Origin of the sequence: Streptomyces sp. NPDC012888, assembly GCF_042900645.1 — a bacterium.
Classification (GTDB): domain Bacteria; phylum Actinomycetota; class Actinomycetes; order Streptomycetales; family Streptomycetaceae; genus Streptomyces.
The window spans coordinates 158,964-174,541 of record NZ_JBIBBM010000017.1; the positions used below are offsets into that span (position 1 = coordinate 158,964).

The window sequence follows — 15,578 nt, forward strand, 5'->3', positions numbered from 1 at the left end:
CCACCCGGCGGGTCACAGGGCCGCCAGCGTCCTGCCGAGCTCGCCGGCGGTGGGCCGGTCGGCCGGGCGGTCGAGGAGCACGGGCAACAGGACGTCCTGGAGCCTCGGCCACGGGCGGTGGGCCGTGACGGGCACGCGACCAGTCGCGATGTACCGGCGGAGGTCCCCGGGCCCGCATGCCTTCGGGTCGATACCGGCAGCCTCGTAGTCCAGCGGCCACGTTCCGGTGGCACACGTCCAGACGACCCCGGCGAGCGCGTACACCTCGGCCGCTGGGGTCACGACGACGGGCTTGTCCCCGGTGAGGACGGCGGCCGCGAGCTCGGGGGAGAGCAGATGCGTGATGCCGCCCTCGAAGCCGTTGCCCTGGTCCCAGCCGGGCCGCCAGGCCCAGGCGAGGTCGATGAGCCTGACCCCTGCTGTGGTGTGGATGCCGTGGGACGGCTGGAGGTCCGCGTGCACCCACCCGGCCGCGTGGAGGACGCCGGCGGCCGCACACAGGTCGGCCGCCGCCTCCAGAGCCCGCTCGCGGCCGGTGCCGCCCGCCCTTGCGGGTGCGAAAAGTTCCCATGTCGTGGGGCCTTCGAGCCAGGCGGTCAACAGCCAGGCGGCACCGTCGGCGAGACCCCCGCCGAGGAAGTGGTCCTGCTTCAGGGCGACCAGTGCGGCGGCCTCCCGGGCGGTGACCGGTACGCCTTCGCCGCGACCGACCTTCAGGGCGGCGGTGCGCCGGTGCCCGGTGGCCTTCCAGACGGCGGAGCCACGCCGGTCGGTGACCTCGGTGAGGACGAGGTCGCCGCCGCAGTGTTCGGCTGCGGCGGCCCGCGCCGCGGCAGGTACACAGCTCTCTCGCATCGAACGCCCACGACATCGCAGCCCGTGCCCACGTACTCCTCGCCCAGCTCGCGATCAAGAACTACCAGGGCATGGCCTGGGTCGCCGCCGAACGCGCCCGCACGCAGGCCGAGATGACCGGCCACCCGATCGTGATGGGCGAGGCCGCCCACTGCATGGGCATCGCCATGCGACGCAGCGGCGACTACCAGGCCGCGATCGACCATCTCCAGCAGGCCGCAGCCTCGCTAGGTCGACGGCCGGAGGAACTCGCCATGCGCGGCACACTCCTGCTGACCGCTTCCTACAGCGCTGCTCAGGCGGGATGGCGGGGGGGGCGGCCATGGAGTTCATCGGGGAGGCCGAGGAGACCGCGAAGCGCCGCGAGGTGGCCGGCAAGAAGCTGTGCATCCCCGGCGTCTTCGGCGAAGACCAGACCCGCGTGTTCCGCATCTCCGTACACCATGCTCTCGGCGAAGACGACCAGGCCCTCACCCATGCCGTGAAGATCGATCCGCGCCGGCTGCCCGACGCCGAGCGCCGTGGCCGGATGTGCATGGACGTCGCCCGCGTCTGGCAAAGCCTCGGCGAACCCGGGAAGGCATTCCACACCCTGCGGGTCCTGACCCAGTACGCACCCGAGGAAGCCACCCGCCCCAAGGTCCGCGCCATCACCGCCGAGCTGCTCACCTCCAACCCCGACATGCCGGGGCTGCGCCGCTTCGCCCAGCGGACCGGCGCCCCCTGTTAGCCCACACGTACCCGCTAGGACGCCGCGCGGCGGATCGACGACAGGAGGTCCGCCTGGGCGAGGAGGGCGGCTTCGTCCGCGGGACCGCCGGGGAGGCCGCGGACGGCTGCCGCGAAGGCGCCGACGGACGCCGCCACCTGGTCCTCGGCCGGGAGGGCCAGCGTCTCGGTGCCCGAGGCGCGCTCCAGGAGCAACGCGGGACGGTGGTCGGCGGCCGGGGTGAACGCCCGGTCGACCGTGATCCGCCCCTCGCTGCCCCAGACCTCGTACCGGGACCGGTAGGCGTGCTCCATGCCGAAGGACAGCTGGGCGACGACCCCGTCGGCACGGCGCAGCAGCGCCGCGCCCGAGGTCTCCACCCGGCGGCCGGGGGCCGACGACAGCACCGCGCCGGCCACGTCCAGCTCCGGGCCGAGCAGGTGCACCGCGGCCCGTACCGGGTACAGGCCGATGTCGGCCAGGCAGCCGCCGCCCAGGCCCGGGTCGTAACGGATGTCCCCGTCCGCCGGGGCCGGAACCGTGAACGCGGCGTGCAGGGAACGCGGTTCGCCGATCGCGCCGTCCGCCAGCAGCCGGCGCACCACCGCGTGCTGGCCGTGGTGGACGAACATCACGTTCTCGCGCAGCACCAGCCCCAGGGCACGCGCCCGCTCCAGCAGCGCGCGGGTCCGCGCCGGCTCCAGGGTCAGTGGCTTCTCGGCCAGCACGTGCTTGCCGGCGTCCAGGGCGGCCCCGACCCACTCGGCGTGCAGCGCCGCCGGCAGCGGCAGGTACACGGCGTCCACCTCGGGATCGGCGAGCAGCCGCTCGTACCCGGTGACGGGACGCGCCCCGTACGGTGCGGCCGCGGCGGCGGCCCGGGCGGCGGACCGGCTGGCGACGGCGCGCAGTTCGACGGCGGGGTGGGCGGCCATCGCGGGCAGCATCCGGCGGCGGGCGATCTCGGCGCAGCCGAGCACGCCCAGCCGCAGTACCGGCCCGGCGGCCGGGCTCCCGTCGGACGGAACAGGCATGGCGGGGCTCCAGACGTCCGGGTCGGGCGAGAACGCGGCCCACGGTGGCGGCAGCGGCTCGTTCGCAGCTCGATTGCGGGTCGAGAGGCGGGCGAGCGGCTTGGGCGAGGCTGCAGGCGGCCGCCGCGGCCGACCCCGCACGGACCCCGCCAGGGGGCCGGCAGACGACCTGACGAGAGGGCCCCATGTTCTCCAGCACGACGGAATTCCACCGCTGGTTCGGACGGGTCTGCGAGGAGCAGACGTACGAGGTGACCCAGGTCCCCATCGACCGGATGGACGGCTGGTCGCTGGAGGAGGGGACCGGGAACCTGGTGCACCGCAGCGGGCGGTTCTTCTCCGTCCAGGGCCTGGACGTCACCCGCTCGGGCCGCGCCGTGGAGGCCTGGCAGCAGCCCATACTGGTCCAGCCCGAGCAGGGCATCCTCGGCATCCTGGTCAAGGAGTTCGACGGGGTGCCGCACTGCCTGCTCCAGGCGAAGATGGAGCCCGGCAACGCGAACCTGGTGCAGCTGTCGCCGACGGTGCAGGCCACCCGGAGCAACTACACCGGGGTGCACGGCGGCCGCCCCGTCCCCTACCTCGAACACTTCCTGCGGCCCGGCCGGGGCCGGGTCCTGTCCGACGCCCTCCAGTCCGAGCAGGCGTCCTGGTTCCTCGCCAAGCGGAACCGCAACATGATCGTGTGGACCGAGGAGGACGTGCCCGTCCTCGACGAGTTCTGCTGGCTGTCGTTCGACCAGATCGCCGAACTCCTGCAGACCGACGACCTGATCAACATGGACACCCGTACGGCCCTCTCCGGGGCGGTGGGCCTGCGCCCGCCCGCCGGCACGGAGGGCCGGGCGCCCGACCCGGACTCCTTCGCCGGTGCGCTCGCCGCCTCCTGGGAACCGCACGGACGCCGCCTGCACGGCACCGACGCCCTGCTGCGGCACCTGGCGCTGGCCAAGGAGCGGTGCACCCTGACCCGCCGCCTGGTGCCGCTGGCCGGCATCGGCGGCTGGTCGCTGCGCGACGGGGTCGTCTCCCACGACCGGGGCCGCCACTTCACCGTGCTCGGCGTACGGGTGGAGGCCTCCAACCGCGAGGTGTCCGGCTGGTCCCAGCCCATGTTCGCCCCCAACAGCGTCGGGGTGTCGGCCTTCCTGGCCAAGCGGGTGGACGGGGTGCTGCACCTGCTGGTGCAGGCCCGCGTGGAGACCGGGGCGCTGGCCCGGGTCGAGCTGGCCCCGACCGTGCAGTGCCAGCCGGAGGACCACGGTCCGGGCTCGGCGCCCCGCCCGGTGTTCCTGGACGAGGTGCTGTCCGCCCCGCCCGGCCGGATCCGGTTCGACACCGTGCAGTCCGAGGAGGGCGGCCGCTTCTACCACGCCCGCAACCGCTACCTGCTCGTCGAGACCGGCGAGGACTTCCCGCTCGACGCGCCGCCGGAGTTCGTCTGGATGACGGTGCGGCAGCTCATCGGGTTCGTCCGGCACGGCAGCCACCTCAACGTGGAGGCGCGCACCCTGCTCGCCCTGCTCGGCTTCCTGCCCGCCGACCGGATCGCCGACCGGGTCGCCGACCGGGTCGCGGACGGCACCCCCGCGCTCGCCGGGGCGGTACCCGCTCAGCGGTAGGTGTCGGTGACCGCCGCGCAGTCCTCGTAGCGCGGGAGCATGCCCAGCTCCCGCGCCTCGGACAGCCCCACAGCGCAGGCGTCCCGCTCGGAAAGGATCAGCGGCAGGTCCTTCGGCCAGGGCAGCCCCAGCTCCGGGTCGAACGGGTCGAGGGCCTGCTCCAGGCCCGCCCGGTACGGGGACGACACCAGGTACGACATCACCGTGTCGTCCTCCAGCGCCAGGAACGCGTGCCCCACGCCCACCGGCAGGTAGACGGCGTGGAAGGACTCCGTGTCCATCTCGACCGAGTCCCACACGCCGAACGTGGGGGAGCCCAGCCGGAGGTCCACCACGAAGTCCACCGCCCGGCCCCGGGCGCAGTGCACGTACTTCGCCTGCCCCGGCGGGGTGGTCGTGAAGTGCACTCCGCGCAGCACGCCGCGCGCCGACCGGCTGTGGTTGGTCTGTGCGACGGGCATCGCGTGGCCCACGGTCCGGACGAACTCCTCGCCCTGGAGCGGCGACAGGAACACCCCGCGGTCGTCTCCGTACACCCGCGGCGTGAACTCGAACGCGCCCTCGACGGCCAGCGCCCGGACGGTGATCGGGGCGGCGGCTTCCGGGGCGGTGCGCCCGTCGGTCTTCATCTGTCCTCCATGCGTGCGGGTACGGCGCGGCTGCGGCCCGCCCAGTGTGGTGGGGCCGTCTCGAGCGCCGGTCGACGCCGGCGGCGACCGCCCGGCGGCTCCAGCGCCACCCGAGCCGTACTGCGGCAGCGGCCCCGAGCATCGGCGCAGTACGCGGGCGGGGTGCGCGCCGCCACCGGAACAGCCACCGAGAAAGGTGAACGATGACCGTTCCCAGCCGCCGGAGCTTCGTCGCCGGCACGCTCACGGCGGGCGCCGCCGTCGGGCTCGCCGCCGCCGGCATCGTCCCCGCCCACGCCCAGGACACCCCCGCCCCCGGAACCACCCCCACGCCCGGGGGCGGTGGGACCCTCGTCACCCCCGAGGACCCGCGCTACGCGGCCCTGTCGACGCGCGGCAGCAACAAGCGGTTCACCGCCCGCCCGGACGCCTTCCGCCTCGCCACCACCACCGAGGAGGTCGTGCGGGCCGTCGGCGACGCCGTCCGCGAGGGCAAGAGGATCGCCGTCCGCAGCGGCGGCCACTGCTACGAGAACGTCGTCGGCGACCCGGCGGTCCGCCTCGTCCTCGACCTCGGCGGGATGAACGCCGTCACCTTCGACGCCCGCCGCCGCGCCTTCATGGTCGAGGCCGGCGCCCAGCTGATGGACGTCTACAAGAGGCTCTACTACGGCTGGGGCGTGACCCTGCCCGGCGGCGCCAGCGCCACCGTCGGCATGGGCGGCCACGTCACCGGCGGCGGCTACGGCGCCCTCTCCCGCGCCTTCGGCCTGGCCGCCGACCACCTGTACGCCGTCGAAGTCGTCGTGGTCGACGCCGCCGGCCGGGCCCGGGCGGTCATCGCGACCCGCGAGCGCCACGACCCCCACCGCGACCTGTGGTGGGCCCACACCGGTGGCGGCGGCGGCAACTTCGGCGTCGTCACCCGCTACTGGTTCCGCTCCCCGGACGCCTCCCGCCACTGCACCGACCCGTCCCGGCTGCTGCCCCGCCCGCCCGGCAACGTCCTGGCCGGCAGCGTCTACTTCCCCCGCGAGGGCATGGACCGCGCCTCGTTCCGCCGCCTGATCCGCAACCACGGCCAGTGGCACGAGCAGAACAGCGGCGCCGACTCCCCGTACGCCGGCCTGTTCGGCGGACTCGTCCTCTACGGGCGCCCCGAGACCGGCGACCCGGGCGCGGCGGCCATCGGCTTCGCCCACATGGACGGCACCCGGCCCGACGCCGAGCGCCTCCTCGCGGACTTCCTGCGCACCCTCACCGAAGGCGTCGGCGGCTCCCCGCAGATCTCCGAGATCACCAGCCAGCCCTGGCTCACCGCGACCGAGTACCTGGCCGCCGCCCAGGACGGCGACACCGGCCGCCACAAGATCAAGTCGGCGTACCTGCGGCGCGGCCACGGCGACGCCCAGGCCGACGTCCTCTACACGTACCTCAACAGCACCGGGAACCGGCACGACTCCGCCTCGGTGTCCTTCCAGTCCTACGGCGGCCGCATCAACACCGTCCCCGGCCACGCCACCGCCTCCTCGCACCGCGACTCGGTCCTGAAGGCGCTGTACATGAACACCTGGCAGGACCCCGACGCGGACGCGGCGGCCGTCGACTGGCTGCGCCGGCTCTACCGCGACGTGTTCGGCGCCACCGGCGGCGTCCCCGTCCCCGGCCGCGACACCGACGGCTGCTACGTCAACTACCCCGACATCGACATGGCCGACCCGCGGTGGAACACCTCCGGCGTGCCCTGGCACCGCCTCTACTACAAGGACGCCTACCCGCGCCTCCAGCGCGTCAAGGCGGCCTACGACCCCCGCGACGTCTTCAGCCACGCGCTGTCCGTCAGGGCGGAGAACGTCCGATGAAGGTGCTGTTCGTCTCGTTCCCGCACAACACCCACTACTTCTCGATGGTCCCGCTGGCGTCCGCGCTGCGGACCGCCGGCCACGAGGTGCGGGTGGCCAGCCACCCCGACCTGACCGACCAGATCACCGCGGCCGGCCTGACCGCCGTACCGGTCGGCGTCACCGACTGGTACTTCAACGACCCGTACGCCCCCGAACTCCTCGGCCAGATCCTCGGCGAGGGCTCCGGCCTCGTCCAGGGCTTCGACTTCACCGGCGAGGACCGCTCCCAGTGGACCCACGAGTCCCTGCTCGCCCTGGAAGCCGTCGCGGTACCCGCGCTGTACGCCTCCGTCAGCAACGACCCGATGCTCGACGACCTCGTCGCCTACGCCCGGCACTGGCGCCCCGACCTGGTCGTCTGGGAACAGCACACCTTCGCCGGGCCGGTCGTCGCCCGCGCCGTGGGAGCCGCCCACGCCCGCCTGCTGCACGGCATGGACATCACCGTCCGGGCCCGGCAGGAGTTCCTCCGGCTGAACGCGCAGCTCCCGGCCGGGACCGCCCAGGACCCCACCGCGGAGTGGCTGGGCCGGGTGATGGACCGCTACGCGCCCGGCCTCGGCTTCGACGAGACGATGGTCACCGGCCAGTGGACCGTGGACGTCACCCCGCCCAGCTCCCGGTTCGACCTCGGCGTGCCCACCGTCGGCGTGCGGTACGTCCCGCACAACGGCGCCTCCGTGGTGCCCGACTGGCTGCGCGCGCCCGCCGGGCGGCGCCGGGTCTGCCTGACCCTGGGCGTGTCCGGGGAGATCGACCACGCCTCGTTCTCCTTCGGCGCGGTCCTCGACGCCCTCGCCGACGTGGACGCGGAGATCGTCGCCACGCTCGGCGCGCAGGCCCGCGAGGACCTCGGCACCGTCCCCGGCAACGCCCGCCTGGTGGACTTCGTCCCGCTCAACGACCTGCTGCCGACCTGCTCGGCCGTCGTCCACCACGGCGGCATCGGCACCCGCTCCACGGCCGAACTCCACGGCGTGCCGCAGATCGTGCTGCCGTACGGCTGGGACACCGTCGCCAAGGCCCGCCGCGTGGAGGAACTGGGCTACGGGCTGTGCCTGCCCGCCCACGAGCTCACCGTGGACGGGCTGCGCACCGCGGTCCTGCGGCTGCTGGAGGAGCCCTCGTTCACCGAGGCGGCGGCGAAGGTCCGCGACGAGATCCTCGCCGAGCCGTCGCCCAACGACGTCGTGCCGGTCCTGGAGCGGATGACGGCCTCGGCGCGTCAGACCACCGAGGCCGCTCCGTCGACCGCCACCACCGCGCCGTTGGCGTAACCCGCCTCCGGCCGGCACATCCGCAGCACCCACCACGCCACGTCCTCGGGACGGCCGACCCGGCCCGAGGGCGTGCGCGCGGCGGCCTCCGCCTGGTAGCGGGCGATGTCCTCGGCACTCCAGCCCATCCGCTCCCCGATCCCCGTGTCGGTCTCGCCCGGGGCGACACCCACCGCGCGGATCCCGCGCGGCGCGAGCTCCACCGCCCAGGTGCGCACCAGGAAGTCCAGGGCCACCTTCGTCGCCCCGTACACGGACATGCCGGGGAACGCCCGCCGGCCCAGCACCGCCGCGGTGCCCACGCACACGACGGTGCCGCGGGCGGCCTCCAGGGCGGGCAGCGCCGCCTGCGTCAGGAACAGCGGTGCCAGCAGGTTGGTCTCCACCTGGTCGAGTACGCACGCGCGGGTGAGCGAGCCGGCCGGCTCGGGCAGCACGGCGGCGGCGTTGTGCACCAGCACGTCGATCCGGCCGGACGGACCCGCCGCCGCGGCGACGACGCGTTCCGCGGCGTCCGGCGCCGTGATGTCGGCCGTCAGGGTCCTGATGCCGGCGTGGCCGGCGGCCGTGGCGGCGAGGGTCGAGGCGGTGCGGCCCACGACCAGGACGTCGGCACCCTCGGCGGCGAAGGCCCGCGCGGTCGCCCGCCCGATGCCCGTGCCGCCGCCGGTGACGACCACCGTCCTCCGGTCCGCGCCGCCGATGGGGGAATGCGTCGATTGCGTCATGGTCGCGGACGCTAGCCACCGGTACTCGAAGGCGGCTCTAGCGCCCGTTGGGACGGTGTCCAGGCCGAAAAGCATCGGCCGGACCGTTCCCCCGCGCGCCCGGCCCCCCGGGGAGTCGCGACCCCGGCCCGCTCCACGCTCCGCCGATCCGGGCGGTCCCCTGTCGAACACCCAGGAGGCAAGGCATGTCCGTGCACACGTCCGAACTTCCGGCGCCCGGGCCGGCGCCGGCCGAGGCCCGGCCGGCACCGGCGGCTCCCACGCGAGGGGCGGTACGGGCGGGCGTCGCCCTCGGACTGCTGGCCGGCTGCAACGCCATGATCCTCCTCGACGAGTCGATGGTGCAGATCGCCCTGCCCGGCATGGCCCAGGGCCTCGCCCTCACCCCCGTCGACCTCGGCTGGGTCATCACCGCCTACCTGCTGGCCTTCGGCGGACTCCTGCTGCTCGGCGGCCGGATGGGCGACCTGCTGGGCCGCCGCAAGGTGTTCCTCACCGGCGTCGCCCTCTTCACCGTCGCCGCGGCCCTGCGCGCCGCGGTCGACTCCGGCGACCTCCTGATCGCCGTACGCGCCCTCCAGGGCGTCGGCTCCGCCCTCGCCGCGCCCAGCGCCCTGGCCCTGCTGCTCAGCATGTTCGGCGAAGGCCGCCCCCGTAAGCGGGCGATCGCCGTCTACACCGCGGTCGGCGCCGCCAGCACCGCCGGCGGACTGCTCCTCGCGGGCGTGTTCTCCTCGGTCGGCTCCTGGCGCTGGGTGCTGCTGCTGAACGTGCCGCTCGGCCTGCTGATCCTGCTGCTCGCCCCCCTCGTCGTCGAGGAGACCCGGCCCACCCGCGGCCGGTTCGACCTCGCCGGCGCCCTGGTGTCCACCCTGGGCGCCGTCTCCCTGGTCTTCGGCCTGACCCGGGCCGCCGAACACCCCTGGACCGACGCGACCGTCGCCGGCCCGGCCGCCGCCGGCCTGGTGCTGCTGCTCGTCTTCCTCGCCATCGAACGCCGCGCCCAGCAGCCCATCGTCGTCCTGCGCCTGTTCGCCGACCGCAACCGGACCGGGGCCTACGCCGGCACCTTCGCCGTGCAGGGCGCCCTGATCGGCACCGGCTTCTTCCTCGTCCAGTTCTTCCAGCAGTTCGCCGGCTACACCCCGCTCGGCTCGGCCGTCGCCCTCACCCCGGTCGCCGCCGCGATGATCCTCATGTCCGGCGCGGCCGTCTGGCTGGAACGGCGTATCGGCCCCCGCAACCTGATGCTCGCCGGCGCAGTGCTGCTGATCTCCTCGAACGTCTGGCTGTCCCGGCTGACCCCCGACTTCGGCTACGCGGGCAGCGTCCTGCCGGCCCTGCTGCTGTTCGGCACCGGCATGGCCTTCTGCGTCGTCCCGCCGACCATCCTCGCCACCTCCGGGCTGCACACCGACGAGGCCGGCGCCGCCTCCAGCGTCCACAACGCGCTGCAGACGGTCGGCGCCTCGCTGGGCCTGGCCATCCTCGTGACGGTCGGCACCAACGCCGGCCGCGCCGCCGAGCAGACCGTCCCGGCCGGGGCCCCGCCCGAGGCCGCCATGGGTCACGTGTTCATGGAGAGCATGACGGCCAGCTTCCTCGCCGGCGCCGGCTTCGCCGCGGCCGCCTTCATCGCCGCCTTGTTCATCCGACCCTCCGGTGCCGCCGCCGCGCGCACCTCGGACTCTTAACAGACAGGAGAAAAAGTCGTGCGGTTCGGTCCAATGGCGCGCTTCGGTGTCGTCGGCCTGATGTGGGGCATCAGCTACTTCTGGATCAAGATCGTCTTCCAGGGTCTGAACTCCGCCCAGTTCAGCTTCTTCCGCATCCTCGTCGGCGCCGTCGCCATGCTCGGCGTGCTGCTGTTCAGCAGCGCCCGGCTGCCCCGCCGCCCCGCCGTCTGGGGGCAGCTGGTGCTCATCGCGTTCCTCGCCAACGCCCTGCCGGTGCTGCTGGTCGAGCTCGTCGACGACGCCCTCGGCGCCGACGCGGGCATGGTCTCGGTGTTCAACGCCAGCGTGCCGCTGTGCGTGGTCGCCCTCTACCTGGTGCGCCGCCGCACCGGCCGCATCCCGGCCACCCTGGTGGCGGGCCTGCTCGTCGGCTTCGCCGGCGTCCTCGTCCTGTACGCGCCCTGGAACGCGGGCGCCCAGTGGCTCTCCGCCGCCGCGGCCGTCAACGCCGTCGCGGCCCTCGCCTACGGCTGGTCCATGCTGCTCATGGAGAAGCTGATGAAGCCGGCCACCGAGGACGGCGGCCAGGACATGCACCCGCTGGTGCTCGCCACCTCCCAGGCCGTCATCGGCGTCGGCTGGGCCGCGATCAACCTGCCCAACGGCGGCTTCGACCGCGCCCCCCAGTTCTCCGCGGCCGTCATCGGCGCGCTCCTCGTCCTCGGCGTCCTCAACACCGGCCTGGTGTACATGTGCTTCGCCTGGCTGATCCGCGACGAAGGCGCCGCCAAGGCCTCCAGCGTGCTGTACGTCGTGCCCGTGGTGCTCACCCTGGGCATGGTCGTGATGGAGAACTACCAGCTCACCGGCCGCGAGATAGCCGGCATGGCGATCATCCTCGCCGGTGTGGTGCTCGCCCGGATACCGCAGCGCGGAACGAAGGCCGCCCCGGCCGCCGACCGTCCCGCGCACCGGGCGGCCCGGTCCACCACCGCCGCCCGCTGACCCCGTCCGGCAGCTCCCCGTACCGAAGGAAGGACCACCACACCTTGATCACCTTCATCAACCGCTTCACGGTCCACGGACCGGCCGAGGAGTTCGAGCGGGCCTTCGACGAGAGCTCCCACTTCTTCACCGCCCAGCCGGGATTCGTCCGCCACCGCCTGATGCGGCACCACGAGGACCCCACCGCCTACGCCAACCTGGCCGAATGGGAGGACGAGGAGTCCTTCCTCAACGCCGTGCGGCACCCGGAGTTCGCCGCCCACCGCGCGGCCCTCCAGGCGCTCGCGACCAGCGACCCGAACCTGTACACCCCGCTGTACGAGCGCACCGCGACCACCTGACACCGCCGCGGGCCCTGACACCCGCGGCACGCACGAGGGCCCCCTCCTCACCGGAGGGGGCCCTCACGCGTTCCGCCGGCCGCCGCTACCCCGCGGCCGGCACCGCCAGCAGACCACCCGTCACCGGAGCCCGCCCGGCCCGCACCGCGGAACCGGCCGCGCGCAGCCCCGGACGGGCCGCGGCGAGCGCCGCCACCACCGTCGCGGCGACCGTCCCCGCGAACGGCTCCAGCTCCACCCCGTACGGCGCCGGGACCAGCGGCCGCGGGCCGCCCGCCGCCGACACCCGCTCCGGGTCGAACACGTCGGGCCGGTCGAACACCTCCGGGTCACGGTTGGCCGCACCGACCAGCACGGCCACCTGCTCCCCGGCCGCGACCGACGCCCCGGCCGCGGCGGTGTCCGCCGCCGCGGTGAACACGTGCACCTTCACCGGCGGATCGAACCGCAGCGTCTCCGCCACCACGGCGGCAGCCCGCTCCGGCCCGCCCTCCACGAGCAGCTCCCACTGCCCCGGCACGACGAGCGCCGCGTGCAGCGCCCCGGCGACGAGCTCCCGGGCGGCGACGACCTCCACCACCGCCCGCACCACGGCCCGGTCGCCGAGCAGCCCGCGCAGGACGGAGACCGCCTCCGCCAGCCGGGCGGCGTCCGCGTACGACGGCGGCGCCAGCGCGGCGTCGAGCGCCCCGGCCGCCGCCGCGCAGGCGTCGGCGAGCCGGCCGCGGTCCGCGCCGGCCAGCCCGTGCAGGTCCGCGAGCACCTCCACCGGGATCCGGGCGGCGACCTCGGCGACCAGGTCCACTTCGGCGCCCAGCCCCGCCAGGACCCGCTCGCAGGCCCGGCCGGCCAGCGCCCGCACCCGGTCTGCGCCGGCTCCGTCCGCGGGACCGGGCAGCCCCTCGTCCCAGGCCACGGCCACCTGCGGCTGCGGCGCCGCCATGGGCGCCGGCGCGACCGCCGTCAGTTCGGCGGCGGCCGCGTACCGGGCCGCCACCCACGTACCCAGGCGGCTCTGCCACAGCGGCCCCGCCTCCCGGTTGCGGGCGTACGCCTCCCGCGGGTCCGTCCCGGGGTGACCGCGCAGCAGCGCGGCGTACGGGTCGCCCTGCGCCCCGTACAACCAGTGGATCCCCTGCACGAGCTGGAGCCGGCGGCCCAGCTCCTTCTCCGCCACGACCATTACGGCTCCCTCCTCCGCGGGCGCGTCCGCGCCGCGGGCACGGCGCAGGCTAGGCGCCCCGAACAGAGCCCCGGTCGAGCCCCGCACCCGGCCCGGCCACGGCCCCGCCCGGGCAACGCGGGGCACCGCCCCGCGGCCAAGTGCCGGTGGGGCACCTCGAGCCCGAGCGGCGTTTGAGCGGGCCCGGCCACGGCTCCGCCCGGGCTCGTGGGGCGCTGCCCCACACCCCGCGCCTCAATCGCCGGCGGGGCTGGATTGGCGCGGCGGGGCCGGAGCGGCGGGCGGGGCTCCGCCCCGCGGCCAAGTGCCGGTGGGGCACCTCGAGCCCGGGCGGCGTTTGAGCGGGCCCGGCCACGGCTCCGCCCGGGCTCGTGGGGCGCTGCCCCACACCCCGCGCCTCAATCGCCGGCGGGGCTGGATTCGCCCGGCGGCGGCCGGGGTGTGGGGGCGCTCCTGCTGGGCTCCAGACGGGCTCGATCGGACGGGGGGACGATCACGACTCGGTTGTGTAGTCGATCCCGGAGGTGACGTCGGTCGTGCCGAACCCCAACACACCGGAAGACCCGGTGGCGGATCCGGCCGCGCTGCTCCGCGACATGGTGCGCATCCGCTGCGTCGAGGAGGAGCTCGCGGACCTCTACCGTGACGAACAGCAGATGCGGACCCCGGTCCACTTCTCCATCGGCCAGGAGGCCGCCGCCGTCGGCGTCTGCGCCGCGCTGCGCGCCGACGACCTGGTCTACACCGGGCACCGCAGCCACGCCGCCTACCTCGCCAAGGGCGGGGACCTCGACGGCATGGTCGCCGAGCTCTACGGCAAGGAGACCGGCTGCTCCAACGGGCGCGGCGGCTCCGTCCACCTCACCGACCGGGCCGTCGGCTTCGCCGGCTCCGCCGCCATCCTCGGCGAGATGATCTCAGTGGCGACCGGTGCCGCGTGGGGCCTGGCCATGCAGGGCTCCTCGCAGGTCGTGGTCACCTTCTTCGGGGACGGCGCCTCCGAGGAGGGCGTCTTCCACGAGTCCCTGAACTTCGCCGCGGTCCACCGCGTCCCCGTCGTCTTCGTCTGCGAGAACAACGCCTACTCGATCTCCTCGCCGCTGGCCGCCCGCCAGCCGGAGAACTCGGCGACCACCGGTATCACCGAGCGGTCCCGCGCGTACGGCGTCGCCGCCGAGCGCGTCGACGGCAACGACGTCCTCGCCGTCCACGAGGCGACCCTGCGGGCCACCGCCCACTGCCGGTCCGGCCAGGGACCCTACGTCCTGGAGCTGGACACCTACCGCTGGCGCGAGCACGTCGGCCCCGGCTACGACACCGGGATCGACCGCCCCGAGGCCGAGGTCGAGGACTGGCTGGTGCGCTGCCCGGTCCGCCGCAGCACCGCGGCGCTGCTCGCCGACGTACCCGACATCGAGGAGCGACTCGCCCGCTGGGACGAGGAGTTCCGCGACGAGACCCGGCTCGCGGTCACCGCCGCCAAGGCCGCGCCGTTCCCCGCCGTGGCCCGGCTGACCGACGGGGCCTACGGGCGCCCGGCCGGCGCGAGCTGACAGGAGTACCACGATGACACGCACGCTCACGTACTGGCAGGCCATCGCCGAGGGCACCCTCCAGGCCATGGAGGCCGACCCGCGCATCATCATCGCCGGGCAGAACGTCGACGACCACAAGGGCTCCTACGGCACCACCCGCCCCGCATTCGAACGCTTCGGCGCCGCGCGGGTGATCGACACGCCCAACAGCGAGAACGCCGTCGCCGGCATCTGCATCGGCGCCGCCGACCAGGGCATGCGCCCCCTGGTGGTGCACACCCGGGCCGACTTCATGTTCCTGGCCATGGACGCCATGATCAACCTGGCCTCCAAGTGGCGCTACATGTACGGCGACAAGGGCGGCGTCCCCGTCGTCATGCGCGGCGTCGTTGGCCGCGGCTGGGGCCAGGGCGCCACCCACTCGCAGAGCCTGCACGCCACGTTCGGCCACTTCCCCGGCCTGTACGTCGCCGCGCCGGCCTCCCCGGCCGACGCCAAGGGCCTGCTGGCGTCCGCCCTGCAGTCGGACACCCCCGTGGTGCTCATGGAGAACCGCTCGCTCTACCCGGTGCAGGGCGAGGTCCCCGAGGAACTCGTGCCCGTCCCCTTCGGCGTGGGCCGCATCGCCCGCCACGGCACCGACGTGACCGTGGTGGCCGCCTCCCTCATGGTCCACGAGGCCGAACGCGCCGCCGACCTGCTCGCCGAGCAGGGCGTCAGCGTCGAGGTCGTCGACGTGCGCAGCATCCGGCCGCTGGACGAGGACGTCATCTGCGAGTCCGTCGCCCGCACCGGCCGCGTCGTCGTCGCCGACACCAGCTGGGCCCGCTACGGCTTCTCCGCCGAGGTGGCCGCGGTGATCGCCGAGCGGATCCCGGGCGAACTCCGCGCCCCGGTCCGCCGGATCACCCCGCCGGACTGCCCCGCGCCGGTGTCGTGGCCGCTGGAGGAGGCGTTCCACCCGAGCGCCGCCAAGATCGCCGAGGCCTGTCTGGACCTGGTGGGCGGCAGCGGGACGGCCGTGCCCGCGCTGACCGGGGTCGACGCCGGCTTCATCGGACCGTACTGATCCGGACTCAT

14 protein-coding genes are annotated in these 15,578 nt (G+C 74.6%); 9 read left to right on the forward strand and 5 right to left on the reverse strand.

What is annotated here, in order from left to right:
- Positions 1 to 12: 12 nt before the first annotated feature.
- Positions 13 to 855 (reverse strand): hypothetical protein, encoded by an 843-nt coding sequence (locus ACFY61_RS26745; RefSeq protein WP_389475907.1) that lies wholly within the window; start codon positions 853 to 855, stop codon positions 13 to 15.
- Between the two features lie 322 nt (positions 856 to 1,177).
- Here ACFY61_RS26745 and ACFY61_RS26750 point away from each other — a divergent pair, with 322 nt between their 5' ends.
- Positions 1,178 to 1,585 (forward strand): hypothetical protein, encoded by a 408-nt coding sequence (locus tag ACFY61_RS26750; RefSeq protein WP_389475909.1) that lies wholly within the window; start codon positions 1,178 to 1,180, stop codon positions 1,583 to 1,585.
- 14 nt (positions 1,586 to 1,599) lie between these two features.
- Here ACFY61_RS26750 and ACFY61_RS26755 read toward each other — a convergent pair whose 3' ends face one another.
- The gene (locus ACFY61_RS26755) at positions 1,600 to 2,598 is read right to left on the reverse strand and encodes a Gfo/Idh/MocA family protein (RefSeq protein WP_389475911.1); all 999 of its coding nucleotides are present in this window, start codon (positions 2,596 to 2,598) and stop codon (positions 1,600 to 1,602) included.
- Between the two features lie 185 nt (positions 2,599 to 2,783).
- On the opposite strand from ACFY61_RS26755, the gene ACFY61_RS26760 reads away from it, so the two are divergent.
- Complete coding sequence (locus ACFY61_RS26760; protein WP_389475913.1) at positions 2,784 to 4,220, forward strand: NDP-hexose 2,3-dehydratase family protein; 1,437 nt, start codon at positions 2,784 to 2,786, stop codon at positions 4,218 to 4,220.
- On the opposite strand, the gene ACFY61_RS26765 is transcribed toward ACFY61_RS26760, so the two are convergent.
- The gene (locus ACFY61_RS26765) at positions 4,211 to 4,849 is read right to left on the reverse strand and encodes a dTDP-4-dehydrorhamnose 3,5-epimerase family protein (RefSeq protein WP_389475915.1); all 639 of its coding nucleotides are present in this window, start codon (positions 4,847 to 4,849) and stop codon (positions 4,211 to 4,213) included. The genes ACFY61_RS26760 and ACFY61_RS26765 overlap by 10 nt on opposite strands.
- 203 nt (positions 4,850 to 5,052) lie before the next feature.
- Here ACFY61_RS26765 and ACFY61_RS26770 point away from each other — a divergent pair, with 203 nt between their 5' ends.
- Positions 5,053 to 6,711, forward strand: a complete 1,659-nt coding sequence (locus ACFY61_RS26770) for an FAD-binding oxidoreductase (RefSeq protein WP_389475917.1) — start codon at positions 5,053 to 5,055, stop codon at positions 6,709 to 6,711.
- Complete coding sequence (locus ACFY61_RS26775; RefSeq protein ID WP_389475919.1) at positions 6,708 to 8,030, forward strand: activator-dependent family glycosyltransferase; 1,323 nt, start codon at positions 6,708 to 6,710, stop codon at positions 8,028 to 8,030. Before ACFY61_RS26770 ends, ACFY61_RS26775 begins: the two co-directional genes overlap by 4 nt.
- Here ACFY61_RS26775 and ACFY61_RS26780 read toward each other — a convergent pair.
- Positions 7,979 to 8,758: an SDR family NAD(P)-dependent oxidoreductase gene (locus ACFY61_RS26780; RefSeq protein ID WP_389475921.1), complete on the reverse strand. Its 780-nt coding sequence runs from the start codon at positions 8,756 to 8,758 to the stop codon at positions 7,979 to 7,981. The genes ACFY61_RS26775 and ACFY61_RS26780 overlap by 52 nt on opposite strands.
- Before the next feature lie 185 nt (positions 8,759 to 8,943).
- Between ACFY61_RS26780 and ACFY61_RS26785 the strand changes: the two genes are divergently transcribed.
- Genes ACFY61_RS26785 through ACFY61_RS26795 form a run of 3 tightly spaced genes read left to right on the forward strand, consistent with a single transcriptional unit; the run spans position 8,944 to position 11,780 of the window.
- Positions 8,944 to 10,452: an MFS transporter gene (locus tag ACFY61_RS26785; RefSeq protein WP_389475923.1), complete on the forward strand. Its 1,509-nt coding sequence runs from the start codon at positions 8,944 to 8,946 to the stop codon at positions 10,450 to 10,452.
- Positions 10,453 to 10,470: 18 nt separating this feature from the next.
- Positions 10,471 to 11,439 carry a DMT family transporter gene (locus ACFY61_RS26790; protein WP_389475925.1) on the forward strand — a complete coding sequence of 323 codons (969 nt, stop codon included), beginning with the start codon at positions 10,471 to 10,473 and terminating at the stop codon, positions 11,437 to 11,439.
- A 44-nt stretch (positions 11,440 to 11,483) separates the two neighbouring features.
- Positions 11,484 to 11,780 (forward strand): antibiotic biosynthesis monooxygenase family protein, encoded by a 297-nt coding sequence (locus tag ACFY61_RS26795; protein WP_389475927.1) that lies wholly within the window; start codon positions 11,484 to 11,486, stop codon positions 11,778 to 11,780.
- Positions 11,781 to 11,865: 85 nt separating this feature from the next.
- Here ACFY61_RS26795 and ACFY61_RS26800 read toward each other — a convergent pair whose 3' ends face one another.
- Complete coding sequence (locus ACFY61_RS26800; RefSeq protein ID WP_389475929.1) at positions 11,866 to 12,963, reverse strand: cytochrome P450; 1,098 nt, start codon at positions 12,961 to 12,963, stop codon at positions 11,866 to 11,868.
- A 536-nt stretch (positions 12,964 to 13,499) separates the two neighbouring features.
- Here ACFY61_RS26800 and ACFY61_RS26805 point away from each other — a divergent pair.
- Both ACFY61_RS26805 and ACFY61_RS26810 read left to right on the forward strand, forming a co-directional pair.
- Positions 13,500 to 14,516 (forward strand): thiamine pyrophosphate-dependent dehydrogenase E1 component subunit alpha, encoded by a 1,017-nt coding sequence (locus ACFY61_RS26805; protein ID WP_389475931.1) that lies wholly within the window; start codon positions 13,500 to 13,502, stop codon positions 14,514 to 14,516.
- A 13-nt stretch (positions 14,517 to 14,529) separates the two neighbouring features.
- Positions 14,530 to 15,567 (forward strand): alpha-ketoacid dehydrogenase subunit beta, encoded by a 1,038-nt coding sequence (locus ACFY61_RS26810; RefSeq protein WP_389475933.1) that lies wholly within the window; start codon positions 14,530 to 14,532, stop codon positions 15,565 to 15,567.
- Positions 15,568 to 15,578: the final 11 nt, after the last annotated feature.